General features: G+C 70.6%; 10 protein-coding genes. 1 reads left to right on the top strand and 9 read right to left on the bottom strand.

Annotation, left to right across the window (positions count from 1 at the left end; translation table 11 throughout):
* Positions 1-30 precede the first annotated feature (30 nt).
* The 6 genes from trxB to ABZ479_RS08825 form a co-directional block, all read right to left on the bottom strand.
* Positions 31-1,017 carry a thioredoxin-disulfide reductase gene (gene trxB, locus ABZ479_RS08850; protein WP_500460815.1) on the bottom strand — a complete coding sequence of 329 codons (987 nt, stop codon included), beginning with the start codon at positions 1,015-1,017 and terminating at the stop codon, positions 31-33.
* Between the two features lie 107 nt (positions 1,018-1,124).
* The gene (locus ABZ479_RS08845; RefSeq protein ID WP_500460813.1) at positions 1,125-1,988 is read right to left on the bottom strand and encodes an RsmA family anti-sigma factor; all 864 of its coding nucleotides are present in this window, start codon (positions 1,986-1,988) and stop codon (positions 1,125-1,127) included.
* The gene (sigM, locus tag ABZ479_RS08840) at positions 1,985-2,680 is read right to left on the bottom strand and encodes an RNA polymerase sigma factor SigM (RefSeq protein WP_499604639.1); all 696 of its coding nucleotides are present in this window, start codon (positions 2,678-2,680) and stop codon (positions 1,985-1,987) included. Before sigM ends, ABZ479_RS08845 begins: the two co-directional genes overlap by 4 nt.
* Before the next feature lie 16 nt (positions 2,681-2,696).
* On the bottom strand, positions 2,697-4,436 hold the full coding sequence (locus ABZ479_RS08835) for a protein kinase family protein (protein WP_500460812.1): 1,740 nt from the start codon (positions 4,434-4,436) through the stop codon (positions 2,697-2,699).
* Between the two features lie 120 nt (positions 4,437-4,556).
* Entirely contained in the window at positions 4,557-6,620 is a 2,064-nt protein-coding gene (gene murJ, locus ABZ479_RS08830; RefSeq protein WP_500460811.1) for a murein biosynthesis integral membrane protein MurJ, read from the bottom strand.
* Positions 6,621-6,653: 33 nt separating this feature from the next.
* Positions 6,654-9,032, bottom strand: coding sequence for a DUF6049 family protein (locus ABZ479_RS08825; protein ID WP_500460810.1), 2,379 nt, complete (start codon positions 9,030-9,032; stop codon positions 6,654-6,656).
* 184 nt (positions 9,033-9,216) lie between these two features.
* Between ABZ479_RS08825 and ABZ479_RS08820 the strand changes: the two genes are divergently transcribed.
* Complete coding sequence (locus ABZ479_RS08820) at positions 9,217-10,632, top strand: CCA tRNA nucleotidyltransferase (RefSeq protein ID WP_500460809.1); 1,416 nt, start codon at positions 9,217-9,219, stop codon at positions 10,630-10,632.
* Between the two features lie 85 nt (positions 10,633-10,717).
* Here ABZ479_RS08820 and ABZ479_RS08815 read toward each other — a convergent pair whose 3' ends face one another.
* The 3 genes from ABZ479_RS08815 to ABZ479_RS08805 form a co-directional block, all read right to left on the bottom strand.
* Positions 10,718-11,197: an LppU/SCO3897 family protein gene (locus ABZ479_RS08815; protein ID WP_500460808.1), complete on the bottom strand. Its 480-nt coding sequence runs from the start codon at positions 11,195-11,197 to the stop codon at positions 10,718-10,720.
* A 132-nt stretch (positions 11,198-11,329) separates the two neighbouring features.
* On the bottom strand, positions 11,330-12,619 hold the full coding sequence (locus ABZ479_RS08810) for an MFS transporter (protein ID WP_500460806.1): 1,290 nt from the start codon (positions 12,617-12,619) through the stop codon (positions 11,330-11,332).
* A gap of 99 nt (positions 12,620-12,718) precedes the next feature.
* On the bottom strand, positions 12,719-13,801 hold the full coding sequence (locus tag ABZ479_RS08805) for an inositol-3-phosphate synthase (protein WP_500460805.1): 1,083 nt from the start codon (positions 13,799-13,801) through the stop codon (positions 12,719-12,721).
* Positions 13,802-13,810 lie beyond the last annotated feature (9 nt).

Raw genomic sequence — 13,810 nt, 5'->3', positions numbered from 1 at the left:
GTAGGACGGGTACTTGGTTGTGCTGCGCGGTCAGACGACCGCGGCGGCGGTCTGCTCGGGCTCGCGGGTCTGCTCGTTGCCGGCGTCGCTCAGGGCGGCGAGGTAGCGCTCGGCGTCCAGGGCGGCGGAACAGCCGGTGCCCGCGGCGGTGATCGCCTGGCGGTAGGTGTGGTCGACGACGTCACCCGCGGCGAAGACACCGGGGATCTTCGTACGGGTGGTGGGCGACTCGACCTTGAGGTAGCCCTCCTCGTCCAGGTCGAGGATCCCCTTGAACAGCTCGGTGCGGGGGTCGTGGCCGATCGCGATGAACAGGCCGGTGACCGGCAGTTCGGAGGTCTCGCCGGACTTGGTGTTCCGCAGGACCAGGCCGGAGAGCTTGCCCTCGCCGTTGATCTCGGCGACCTCGTTGTCCCAGACGAACGAGATCTTCGGGTCGGCGAAGGCGCGCTCCTGCATCGCCTTGGAGGCGCGGAGCGTGTCCCGGCGGTGGACCACCTTCACGCTCTTGGCGAAGCGCGAGAGGAAGGTCGCCTCCTCCAGGGCGGTGTCACCGCCGCCGATGACGGCGATCTCGTGGTCCTTGAAGAAGAAGCCGTCACAGGTGGCGCACCAGGAGACACCGCGCCCGGAGAGCTGGTCCTCGTTGGGGAGGCCGAGCTTGCGGTGCTGGGAACCGGTGGCGATGATGACCGCCCTCGCCCGGTGGACGGTGCCCGCGGAGTCGGTGACGGACTTGATGTCACCCTCGAGGTCGACCTCGACGATGTCGTCCGGGATCAGCTCCGCACCGAAGCGCTCGGCCTGGGCCCGCATGTTGTCCATGAGGTCGGGGCCCATGATGCCGTCGCGGAAGCCGGGGAAGTTCTCGACGTCGGTCGTGGTCATGAGGGCGCCGCCGGCCGTGACCGCACCTTCGAAGACCAGGGGCTGGAGGGAGGCGCGGGCGGTGTAGAGCGCGGCTGTGTATCCCGCCGGCCCGGAACCGATGATGATCACGTTTCGGACGTCGCTCACGGGTTCTTCCTCGTCTCTGCTGTGCCGGTTCGCCGGGTGCCTCGGCGGCGGGACCATTGTCATCCCGCCTAACGGATCCTACGGTCCGGGCATTCCCGTCGGCGTGGCTAGCGAGGGTATGTCTCCTCGCGGAGGAGGGTGCCCGTGGCGGGGGGCTGCGCTGTGGTGCACGAGGCGTCCACGACGTAGGCGTCGACCAGTGAGGGGTCGCCCTCGTGCGGGAGCACGACCAGATAGGAGTCCATGCCCTCGTACCTGCCCCGCTGGAGGGCGATCGGAGCGTCCGTACGGTCGACGGCCCCCAGGACGCAGGACGGCACGGCAGTGTCCATGCCGACCATCGGGGACTGCCTGGCGGGCTTGCTCCCGGGCTTCCCGCCCGCGCCGCTTGTCAGTAGATCGTGTACCTGCGCGCCGAGCGTGTCGGCGTCAGCCTTGGCGCCGGCGTCGGAGGCCGTCGACGACTCGAGGCCGGCGCTCCCCCCGGTGCTCCAGGTGGACTGGGCAAGGAAGCTTCCGAGGCCGACCACGGCGGCGACGGAGGCGGCGACGAGGACGCCCTTCACCCGGCGCCGACGGGACCCGGCGCCGGCGCGGCCGGGGCCGCTGGGGCCGGAGCCACGACCGGAGGGCCGTCCGCCGACGGGTGCCGATGTTTCACGTGAAACACGAGGCGGCTCCGCGGTCCCTGTTTCACGTGAAACATCCGCGGTGCTGGAGGCGAGCAGTGCCTCGGCGGCGAGCGCGGCGTCGATCCGGCCGGCGATGTCGGCGGGCATCCGGGGCGGTCCCGGGAGCGTGCCCAGCAATCCGCGGATTTCGTCCAGGGAGGCACGCACGTCGGCACAGAGCGCGCAGCCGTCGATGTGCCCGCGGACGTCGGCCGAGCGCGCCGGCGGGAGGATGCCCTCGGTGAGTGCCGAGATCTCGGCGACCTCGGGGTGCTCGTCCGTACCCGTCGTCGACGTCATGGGTGTCCACCTCCGCCCTGTGTGAAGCCGTGGCCCGGCCGGGCCTCCGTCTCTGGGACGGATGCGTTCTCCGTCCGGTTCCTTGCCCCTGCCTGATCGCCGCTACTCCCCGGCGTGTCCCGCAGATGGGAGAGCAGTGGCAGCAGCCGTGCCCGGCCCCGGGCGCATCTGCTCTTGACCGTTCCCGCCGGCACGTCGAGGACGGCGGCGGCCTCCGCCACGGGGTAACCCTGCATGTCGACGAGGACCAGGGCTGCCCGCTGCTCCACGGGGAGCGTCGCGAGCGCCCGCAGCAGTTCCCGGTGCAGCTCGCCCCGCTCGGCGGGGGCCGCGGCGGACTCGTGCGGTTCGAGCAGCTCCTCGAACTGCTTCTCGTCCGTCACCGCGGCGGTGCGGCGCGAGGCCGCCTTGCGCGCCCGGTCCAGGCACGCGTTCACGGTGATGCGGTGCAGCCAGGTCGTGACGGCCGACTGCCCGCGGAAGGTGTGGGCGGCGCGGAAGGCCGAGACGAGCGCGTCCTGTACGGCGTCGGCGGCCTCCTCGCGGTCCCCCAGGGTCCGCAGCGCCACCGCCCAGAGCCGGTCCCGGTGCCGGCGGACGAGTTCCCCGAAGGCGTTCGGGTCCCCCGCGACATGGCGGGCGAGGAGGTCGCTGTCGCTGACCTCCCCGCCCGTACCCTGCGTGGCCACCATCCCCCTCCCCGCGGGGCTACTGCCCCTCGAACCTCACATTGGTGATGGCCTGCTTGTAGCCGGCCTGGGAGTACCCGTCGGCCTGTGAATAGGGAAGGGCGGTCAGCCAGACCACGACGTACCGCGTCTCCACGGGTGCCTTCAGGGTGAGCTTGGCCGTCTTGTCGCTGGTCGTGACGGTGGCCAGTTTCCTCAGTTGGCCCGGCTCGGCCGTGGTGTTCAGCGAGTCGGCCGCGTAGAGCGTGACCGTCGTGTGGTCGCCGCCGTAGTAGAGGTCTATCGACGCCTGGCCGAGCTTCTTCGCCGCTCCGAGGTCGTAGGCGATGCCGACGCCCTTCTTGACGGAGGGGGCGAACTCGGGACCGTCGGCGAAGCTGTTCGTGCGCCAGTAGGTGGACGTCTTGCTGTCGTAGGTGGCGTCGACGTCGTTCGGGTGCTGGGCGCCGCCGAAGGGCGCGTACTCGGCCGCCCCCTTCACGGGCAACGGCTGCAGCGTCACCTGGTTCGCGCCGCCGTTGTCGCTGCCCCCGTCGCTTCCCGTGTTGTGGGAAGTGGAGGTGCCACCGGACTTCGCCTGGTTCTCGCGGTCCATGAGCGTCTCCGCGAGCTGCCAGCTGCCGAGGCCGAGGGCGACGATGAGGAGGGCCGAGACGGACCACTTGAGGGCCTTGCCGGTGCGGCCGGGCAGGGCCGGCGGCGGCGTGGCGGAGAGGGCGCTCGTGGCGCCGGGGGACGCGGGGCCCGCCGGGGTCTGGCGGTAGGAGCCCTGCTGGTAGGTGGTGCGTGAATAGGGCGTCATCGCCGGCTGCTCGGGCGGCCGGATCTTGGGGATCGCGGTGACCGCCTTGGACAGCTCCTCGGGCGTGGTGCAGGGCTCCGGCTCACGGGAAGCCGTCGCCCCGTCGTTGACCAGGGCGCGCATGGCGAGCTCCGACAGCCCGCGGTGGACGCCCGCCCGCACCTGGTCGGGTGCGACGAGGCCGACGTCCTTGGGGAGGCCGGTGAGCCCGTGGTCGTCCTCCGGGTACGGCCAGCGCTGGGTGAGCGAGGCGTACAGGAGGGCTCCGATGGCCTCGGTGTCCTCACGCTGCGGACGCTCGGAGGAGATGCCCCGCAGCGCGGCGGCGACCGCCAGACCGCGGATGCGGTACTGCCCCGCCTCGGTGCGCAGGACGGCGTCGGGGCCGAGCCGCAGGTGCGCCAGGCCCTCGCGGTGCGCGGCGGCCATGGCCTGGGAGATCTGGTTGACCATCTGGTAGGCCTCGTGCGGCTCCAGCGGGTCGGCGGTGATCAGGGTGGTGAGTTCCCGTGCGTCCGGGAGCCACTCGTGGATCACGTAGACGAGGTCGTCCTCCTCGACGGCGTCGAGGACCTGCACGAAGCGGGGGTCCCCGAGGAGGGCCGCGGAGCGGGCCGCCGCCAGTACGGAACGGGCCCGGTTGTGTTCGGCGGGCAGGATGTGGATGCCCACGGCCCGGCGCAGCTTCTCGTCCACGGCCTTCCAGCTGCTGAAGCCGTCGGCACGGGTGAGGCAGTCCTCCAGGCGGTAGCGCGCGGCGAGCTTGTGGCCGCTGTGGAGCTCGGGCGGCTCGGAATTGGTCGGTGCTGTCTCCTCGGGGATGGTCTGCTGTGGCGCGTCCTGCTCTTCGCTCCGGTCCGTCGCCTCGTCGGCCGTGGCACTGTCCGCATGGGCGGCGAGCTGCTCCTCGCCGCTCTCGTTGGCCACTCCGACGGCAGCCGTGCTCCGTTCCGCCACCGTCGTTCCTGCCTCCCCATCCGTTGCAAGATCTGACTACACAGCCGAGGACAATTGTGCCAACAGTCCACCGCTATGCACGACACACGACGGCCCACGAAGGTTGCGCGGTGGGCGCCGTCAGCGGCCCAGCCGGCCCCTGACCATGCCGACCATGGCCGTCATCTCCTCGACGCGCATGCGCTTGGCGGCGACGAAGAAGATCCCGCCCAGCACGACGGCGCCGAGCAGCAGCGACAGCAACGATGCGGCAGCGCCGTGACCCAGCGAGTGCGAGACACCGTAGACGACGGCGCCGCCGCCCGCGGCGGCGGGGATGCACGCACCGATGAGCCGCGCGTAGGTGCGCACCACGCGCTTGCCGTCGATGTCGCCGCCGAGGCGCCTGCGCAGCCGCTTGACCGCCACTCCGACGCCGATCGCGTAGGCCAGGCCGTAGCCGGCGGCCATGCCCACCACGGCCCAGCGGGCGGGCAGGACGAAGTAGCAGACGGCGGCGGCGACGGCGTTGCACGCGGCGACGATGACCGTGTTGTAGAAGGGGGTGCGGGTGTCCTCGTAGGCGTAGAAGCCGCGCAGGACGATGTACTGCACCGAGAAGGGGATCAGGCCCAGTCCGAAGGCCATCAGGACGAAGCCGATGTTCACCGCGCCGTCGCCGGAGCTGCTGTAGAGCAGGGTCGCGATGGGGAGCCCGAGGGCGAGGAAGGCGAAGGCGGCGGGCACGATGGCCACGCCCGAGGTCCGCAGGCCGTAGGAGAGGTCGTCACGGACCGCGGCGGCGTCCCCGTCGGCGGCGGCGCGGGAGATCCGCGGGAGCACGGCCGTCATGACGGAGACGGTGATGATGGCCTGCGGCATCTGCCACAGGAGCAGCGCGTAGTTGAACGCGGTGATGCCGGTGCCCTCGTGGCCCGCCTTCTCGGCCGCCGCACCCGCCGCCGTGGCGAACTGGGTGAGGACGATCAGGCCGATCTGGTTGGCGAGCACGAAGAAGAAGGTCCACTTCGCGAGCTTCGCCGCGTGGCCGAGGCCGTGGCCGCGCCAGTCGAACCGCGGCCTGATCCGGAACCCGGCCTCGCGCAGGTAGGGGATCATCGCCAGGGCCTGCACGGCCAGGCCCAGCAGGGTGCCGAGGCCGAGCAGCCGGGCGCCCTCCGGGGTGATGGTCTGCGAGGTGACGCCGGTGCTGGTGAAGGAGCCGAAGGCCCAGATGAAGGCACCGAAGGTGGCGATGATGACGACGTTGTTGAGGACCGGGGTCCACATCATCGCGCCGAACCGGCCGCGGGCGTTCAGCACCTGCCCGAGCACCACGTGCAGGCCCATGAAGAACATCGTCGGGATGCAGTAGCGGGCGAAGGTGACCGCGACCTCGAACCTGACCGGGTCGGAGGCGATGTCGTGGGACATCGCCCGGATGAGCAGCGGCGCGCCGAACACACAGAGCGCCGTGACGGCCGCCAGGCCGACGGCGACGAGGGTCAGCAGGCGGTTGGCGTAGGCCTCGCCGCCGTCCTCGTCGTTCTTCATGGCGCGGACGAGCTGCGGGACGAACACGGCGTTGATCGCGCCGCCGCCGACCAGGATGTAGATCATCGTGGGCAGGGTGTTGGCGACCTGGTAGCCGTCGTTCAGCGTGCCGACGCCGATCGCGGCGGCCATGACCAGGGTGCGCAGGAACCCGGTGACCCGGGAGACCAGGGTGCCGGCCGCCATGAGGGCGCTGGACTTGAGGATGCTGCCGGCCCGTCCCCCGGACTTCCCGGACACGGGCGCCGCTGCGGGCTCGGGCTCCGCGGGGGCCTCCTGGACCGGCTCGTCGCGGAAGAGGTGGGCGTACTCGTCCGGCCGCGCGGGCGCACCGTCCTCGTCCGGCGCGTGGGAGACCAGCTCGTCGACGCCGACGTACCGGGTGTCGGCGTCGTCGGCGTACGGCATGCGGTACGGCTCCTGGTGGGCGTACGGAGGGCCGTAGGCGTGCAGCTGGGCCGGCGGGTGCGCGGTGCGGTCGTAGAGGGCCTCGCCCACCGGGTCCTGCACGGTCGGATCCTGCCGGCGGTAGGGATCGCGGGCGTAGGTGTCCTGCAGGTACGGGTCGGGCGCGGCAGGGTGCTGCCCGGGCTGCTCGGGGAACCGCTCCCCGGCTTCCCGTTCGCGCTCACCGTCGTACGGTGCGTTCATCTCTGCCCCACCTCATCGGCCATGGCTCGCTGGCTATCGGTCCACCTTCTCACCCGTCCCGGACGGGTCCGTACTATCCGGGGAGGTGTCCGGCGCCAGGTCACCCGGCTGCTCGTCACGGACGTCGTCCCGGTCACCCATGGTGCCGGTTGTGGCGTCATCCCCGTCCTGCCCCGTCCCGCCGTCGCCGGCGTGCTCCGCGTCGTCCTCGGACGGGTCGTCGTCCTCGTCCTCGTCCCCGGTGGTCGCGCGGCGCTTGCGCTGGTGGTACATCCGGACGCCCGCCAGCACGAGCAGCAGGAGACCGGCGGCGATCACCAGCATGACGGTGGATGTGATGGAGGTGACATCCACCTGGAACGTGATGGGAGCGCCGAACGTGGCGCCGTCCGGTGTGTAGAGCTGGGCCGTGATGGTGTTCAGGCCGTTGCGGGCCGCCGTGCCCTCGAACTTCAGGGAGCGGGTGTGGCCGCCCTCGACGGTCACGAGCTGCGGGACGCCCGGGTCGAGGCTGTTGCCCTGACTGGAGGACAGGCGCAGCTCCAGGCCCTGCACGGTCTGGCCGAGCTCGTTCTTCACGGTGACCGGGATGGTGCCGCTGCGGCCGGACAGCGTGAGCGTCCCCGTCTTGGGGAGCAGGTAGACCAGGCTCATCAGGTCGGAGAGGTAGTCGGAGATGGCCGTGCGGAAGGCGGCCGAGTCCCAGGGGGAGCCACGCCACTCGGTGGACATCGAGCGCATCAGCGCGTTGCCGAAGGGGGTCCGCACCCGGTCGGGCTTGCTCAGCAGGGCCATGAAGTCGTCGAGCTCGTCCTGGGTCACCTGGATCCGGCGGAAGGCAGCGGTGCTCAACTCCTGCTTGCGCAGACGCTTGGGATAGGCGCCGGCGCCGGGCACCGAGCGGTTCGCCCTGGGGTCGGGGGTGGCCTTCGCCGCCGCGGAGAAGTCCGCGGTCTCGGCCCAGCCGCTGCCCGCGACCTCTGTGATCGCCTGGGCCATGGCCTGGGCCTGGGAGGCCTTGGCCATCCGTTGCGGGGCGACGACGACGCTGCGCTGCCGGTCGGGCGACTGCATCGTGATCATCAGGGTCTGCGCCAGGTACTTCTGGACGGCGAGGGTCGAGGACCCGGCCGTCGTCATGTCGCCCTGGAAGGCCTTGGAGAGCCCGGAATCGGCGACGACCGCGGTGGTGCCCCCGCCGATGGGCCGCGCCGAGGTGGGGGTGTAGTTGAGGTTGCCGGACTCGCCGAGGCTGTCGCTGCGGACGATCACCTTGTCCGCGCCGGCGGAGGTGGCCACGTCGACGATGGAGGGGTCGACGGCGCCCTCCACGGGCCATGAGACGTCCGTGTCGGGGGTGACCATGCCGTTGAGGACGGTCTCGACGGTGGTCGTCGCGAGGTCGGTGGCGGTCTTGAGGTGGTTCAGGGTGCCGGGGACGTTCTTGCCGTGGTGCGCGATGGAAGCGATGTCGGGGTCGGCGAAGGGGAGCGCGACGACCTCGTCCCCGACGATGGCCTCCTTGAGGCTGTTCAGCCAGCGCTTCGCGTTCTCGGTGCCGGTGCCGGACGTGGTGTGATCGAGATCACCTCCGGGGCCCGCGACCTGGTACCGGCGTGTCATCGCGTCCACGGTGGCGAGCAGGTCAGGGTCGATGACCCAGGTGACGGGCAGGTCCCGCCCGAGGGACACCAACTGCTGCAGCCGGCCCCCGGGCGCCAGGTCTTCGGCGAGGTCGTCGTTGAGGAAGATCGGGCTCTGCTGGTCGTCGCTCTCGCTGCGCACGGCGAGGTGCGGGCGGTCGATCAGCGGCCACAGGAAGGTGTAGCGGGTGGGCTTGGCGTCGCCGTCCGGGTACCAGGGGAGGAAGGTCCGCTCGATGCCGAGGTACTCGTCGTAGCCGCGGTCCCTGGTCTGCCCGGTCAGCGAGACTCCGAGCTGGTAGACGCCGTCCGGCCCCAGGTCGAGGGCCTTGACCGGCACCTTCAGCGTGAAGGTGCGGGTGATGCCGGCGGGCAGGTCGTCCACGGGCACGGTGTGCCCGGCGATCTCCGCGCCGTCGGCCAGGGTGTGCGGAGCGCCCGTCGAGACGTCGTTGATGGCGCTGCGGCTGTCCAGCGGGCCCTGGGGGGCGATCTCCACTCCGACGTGTGCGCCGCTCACGGTGTGCTTGCTCTTGTTGCTCACGGTGCCCGTCACCGTGAGGGTGTCGCCCTTGGCGGGGGCCTTGGGGGACAGCGAGGTCAGTGACACGTCCACGGTGCGGCCGTCGGGGGTCGCCGCGTATGCCGCGGGGGCCGTACGGGCCTGGACCAGGCCGGCGAAGAGGGTGGCGCCCACGAGCAGCGCCGTCGCCCGGCGCAGCCTCGAACGGGCCGGAGTTCCTCCGGGGTGCTGTGCCGCCTCGCCCACGCGCTGGCCGTCCCTCGTCGTCTTCGGATGTGCGTCCTGGAATGGTAACGATGCTCGATGACCCAAAGTGCTGTGAGTGGGCCACAAGATCGATACAGTCCGGGGTCGCGGAGGCGTCGGCATGATCGCGGGAGCCGGTAAACCGGTCTGCCGCGGGGCGCATGGGCACGTACCCTTTTCTGTTGTGCCGAATGCCAACAACGCCCCCCAGACCCTGAAGACCGCGCCCGTGATCGCGCCGGTTGCCGAGGAGCTCGGTCGCCGCTTCCAGGACGCCGGATTCCGGCTTGCCCTTGTCGGCGGCTCGGTCCGCGACACCCTGCTCGGCAGGCTCGGCAACGACCTCGACTTCACCACCGACGCCCGGCCCGACCAGGTGCTGAAGATCATCCGCGGGTGGGCGGATGCCGTCTGGGAGGTGGGCATCGCCTTCGGCACGGTCGGGTGCCGCAAGGCCGGCTATCAGATCGAGGTGACCACGTACCGTTCCGAGGCCTACGACAGGACCTCGCGGAAGCCGGAGGTCTCCTACGGGGAGACGATCGAGGAGGACCTGGTCCGCCGGGACTTCACCGTCAACGCGATGGCGGTCTCCCTGCCGGACGCGGAGTTCGTCGACCCCTACGGCGGGCTCGGCGACCTCGCTCAGCGGGTCCTGCGCACGCCCGGTACACCCGAGGAGTCCTTCTCGGACGATCCGCTGCGGATGATGCGTGCCGCGCGGTTCGCGGCGCAGCTGGACTTCGAGGTGGCTCCCGAGGTCGTGACGGCGATGACGGAGATGGCGGAGCGCATCGAGATCGTGTCCGCCGAGCGCGTCCGGGACGAGCTCAACAAGCTGATCCTCTCCGACCACCCCCGCAAGGGCCTGCAGCTGCTGGTGCTGACCGGCCTGGCCGCACGGGTCCTTCCGGAGCTGCCGGCGCTGCGCCTGGAGCGGGACGAGCACCACCGGCACAAGGACGTCTACGACCACACGCTGACCGTCCTGGACCAGGCGATGGCGCTGGAGACCGAGGGGCCGGACCTGGTGCTGCGCCTCGCGGCGCTGCTGCACGACATCGGCAAGCCGCGCACCCGGCGCTTCGAGTCCGACGGGCGGGTCTCCTTCCACCACCACGAGGTGGTCGGCGCCAAGATGACCAAGGGGCGGCTGACCAAGCTCAAGTACCCGAACGACATCGTCAAGGACGTCGCCCGGCTGGTGGAACTGCACCTGCGCTTCCACGGTTACGGGACCGGCGAGTGGACCGACTCCGCCGTGCGTCGCTACGTCCGAGACGCCGGACCGCTGCTCGAGCGGCTGCACAAGCTGACCCGCTCCGACTGCACGACCCGCAACAAGCGCAAGGCCGCGGCCCTGGCGCGCACCTACGACGGGCTCGAGGAGCGGATCGCGCAGCTGAAGGAACAGGAGGAGCTGGACGCGATCCGTCCGGACCTGGACGGCAACCGGATCATGGAGATCCTGGGCATCGCCCCGGGGCCTCAGGTCGGTAAGGCGTACGAGCACCTGCTGGAGCTGCGCTTGGAGAACGGCCCGCTGGGCGAGGAGGCGGCGGTGACGGCACTGAAGGAGTGGTGGGCCGCTCAGGGCTGAGCGGCGTCATGTCCGGACACCGGGCGAAACGAGGGGGTCGTGTTTCACGTGAAACACGACCCCCTCGACCGTAACGGCGACCCCGTCACTTGGTGATGCTCTGCAGGCAGAGCACGACGTTGTTGAAGTCGGTGCCGGACTGCGTGTAGTAGACGTCCGACTCGGTGACGGCCTCACACTGCTTCTGGTCGCTCGAGTCGTCGAACTTCTTGACTATCTTGAACTGGGCGTCACCGGAGGAGCATTCGACGTCCACGAGGTCCGGGCTCGTGTCGGTGCCCTTGTTGTGGAGGCACCCGCCGACCTTCGACGTCTCGGCGTCGGTCTTGTCGAACTGGGAGAACGCGAACCGCACACCGATGAGGACGATGATGGTGACGACCACGCCGAGGACGCGCTTGCCGATGTTCCTGCCTCGCCGCGGCGGGGCGGCCGGCGGCGGGAAGGCGCCGGGCTGACCTGTAGGCGGCGGAAAAGCGCCGGGCTGACCCTGTGGGGGCGGGAAGGCGGCGGGCTGACCTTGTGGGTCCGGGTTGTTGAAGTTCTGGGGCGGCGGAGTCGCCATGGTCGTTCCCCTCCCTGGGATGAATCTGTCAGTTCCTGTGAACGCGCGAACGCTACTGGAGGGGTCGGACAGCCCATCACCCGGGGCGGCTGCTTCACGTGAAACGGACGGACGCGGGGTGATCGTCGTGTTTCACGTGAAACGGCGCGGAGTCCTCGCGGTGCCGATCGCCACCGCGGCGTAGACCGCGGAGAGCGTCAGGAGGAGTCCCGCGGAGCGGCCGTCGGGTGGGAGGACCAGTGCGCAGATGGCGGCCGCGCCGACGAAGGCGACGTTGAACAGCACGTCGTAGAGGGAGAAGATGCGCCCCCGGTAGGCGTCGTCGATCGAGGACTGGACCACCGTGTCGGTGGCGATCTTCGCCCCCTGCGTGGCCAGCCCCAACACGAAGGCCGCGGCCAGTACCGGGGCCGGTTCGAAGGGGAGGCCCAGTCCGGGGAGCAGGACGGCGGCCGAACCCGCGCAGACGGTGATCCATCCGAAGGTGCCGAAGCGCCCTGTGGCCCACGGCGTGACGACGGCCGCCGTGAAGAAGCCGGCCCCCGACACGGCGACCGCCAGGCCGAGGAGCGCGAGTCCGTCCGCCGTCCCGTCGCCCGTACCGCCGGAGCCCGACCACGCGTAGCGGCAGAGCATCAGCACCGTCACGGTGAGCCCGCCGTAACAGAAGCGCATCGCGGTCATCGCGGCCAGGGCGCGCGCCGCACGGGGCCGCCGGCGCAGGTGCCCCAGACCGTGCGCCAGACCGCGGAAGGTGCTCAGCAGCGCCTCTCCCACTCGTGGCTGGACACGGGTCGGATCCGGCCCCAGCCGGTCCCGTCCCAAGGTGAGCGCGGTGAGCCCGGCACAGAGATAGAGGAAGGCGCCCAGCACCACGACCAGGACGTCGGAGCGGGTGCCCTCGGCGACGGCCAGGTGCACCAGGAAGGCCGCTCCGCCGCCCACCGTGGCGGCGAGCGTGCCGGCGGTCGGGGAGAGCGCGTTCGCCATGACCAGGCGCTCCCCGTCGACGACGCGGGGCAGGGCGGCCGACAGGCCGGCGAGCACGAAGCGGTTGATGCCGGTGACCGACAGGGCGGACAGGTAGAACAGCCAGTCCGGGACGCGCAGCAGCATCAGCACGGCCGTGCCGACGGAGAGCACCGCCCGTAGCAGGTTGCAGTGGAGGAGGACCTGCCGGCGCCGCCAGCGGTCCAGCAGGACACCCGTGAAGGGACCCACGAGGGAGTACGGCAGGAGCAGGACCGCCATCGCGGAGGCGATGGCGGCCGGCGAGGTCTGCTTCTCCGGTGAGAAGACGACGTAGGCCGCCAGCGCCACCTGGAAGACCCCGTCGGAGAGCTGGGACAGCAGCCGGACCGCCAGCAGCCGGCGGAAGTCCCGGAAACGCAGCAGCACACGGAGATCACGGACAACGGGCATGCGCACAGCCTCACATGACCGACAGGCCCCCGGGTGCGGTACCCGGGGGCCTGTGCGATCGCGTCGTACGACGAGTGGTGACGGGGGCTAAGCCGCTGCTCAGCGCTCGACCTCGCCGCGGATGAACTTCTCCACGTTCTCGCGGGCCTCGTCGTCGAAGTACTGCACCGGCGGGGACTTCATGAAGTAGGAGGACGCCGACAGGATCGGGCCGCCGATGCCGCGGTCCTTGGCGATCTTCGCCGCGCGCAGCGCGTCGATGATGACACCCGCGGAGTTCGGGGAGTCCCAGACCTCGAGCTTGTACTCCAGGTTCAGCGGGACGTCGCCGAAGGCACGGCCCTCGAGGCGGACGTACGCCCACTTGCGGTCGTCCAGCCAGGCCACGTAGTCCGAGGGGCCGATGTGGACGTTCTTCTCACCCAGGTCGCGGTCGGGGATCTGGGAGGTGACGGCCTGCGTCTTGGAGATCTTCTTGGACTCCAGGCGCTCGCGCTCGAGCATGTTCTTGAAGTCCATGTTGCCGCCGACGTTCAGCTGCATGGTGCGCTCGACGACGACACCGCGGTCCTCGAAGAGCTTGGTCAGCACGCGGTGCGTGATGGTGGCGCCGACCTGCGACTTGATGTCGTCACCGACGATCGGCACACCGGCCTCGATGAACTTGTCCGCCCACTCCTTGGTGCCGGCGATGAAGACCGGGAGGGCGTTGACGAAGGCGACCTTGGCGTCGATGGCGCACTGCGCGTAGAACTTCGCCGCGGCCTCGGAACCCACGGGCAGGTAGCAGACGAGCACGTCGACCTGGCGGTCCTTGAGGACCTGCACGACGTCGACCGGCTCCTCGGCGGACTCCTCGATGGTCTCGCGGTAGTACTTGCCGAGACCGTCCAGGGTGTGGCCGCGCTGGACGGTCACGCCCTTCTGCGGCACGTCGCAGATCTTGATGGTGTTGTTCTCGCTGGCACCGATGGCGTCCGCGAGGTCGAGGCCGACCTTCTTCGCGTCCACGTCGAAGGCGGCGACGAACTCGACGTCACTCACGTGGTAGTCGCCGAACTGCACGTGCATGAGGCCAGGCACCCGGCTGGCCGGGTCGGCGTCCTTGTAGTACTCGACGCCCTGCACCAGCGAAGCGGCGCAGTTTCCCACGCCAACGATGGCTACGCGAACCGAACCCATTCCGGTTGC

The organism is Streptomyces sp. NPDC005722, assembly GCF_040630935.1.
Classification (GTDB): domain Bacteria; phylum Actinomycetota; class Actinomycetes; order Streptomycetales; family Streptomycetaceae; genus Actinacidiphila.
Note: the sequence above shows the minus strand (reverse complement) of the source record. Positions and strands in the feature narration are given on the sequence as shown.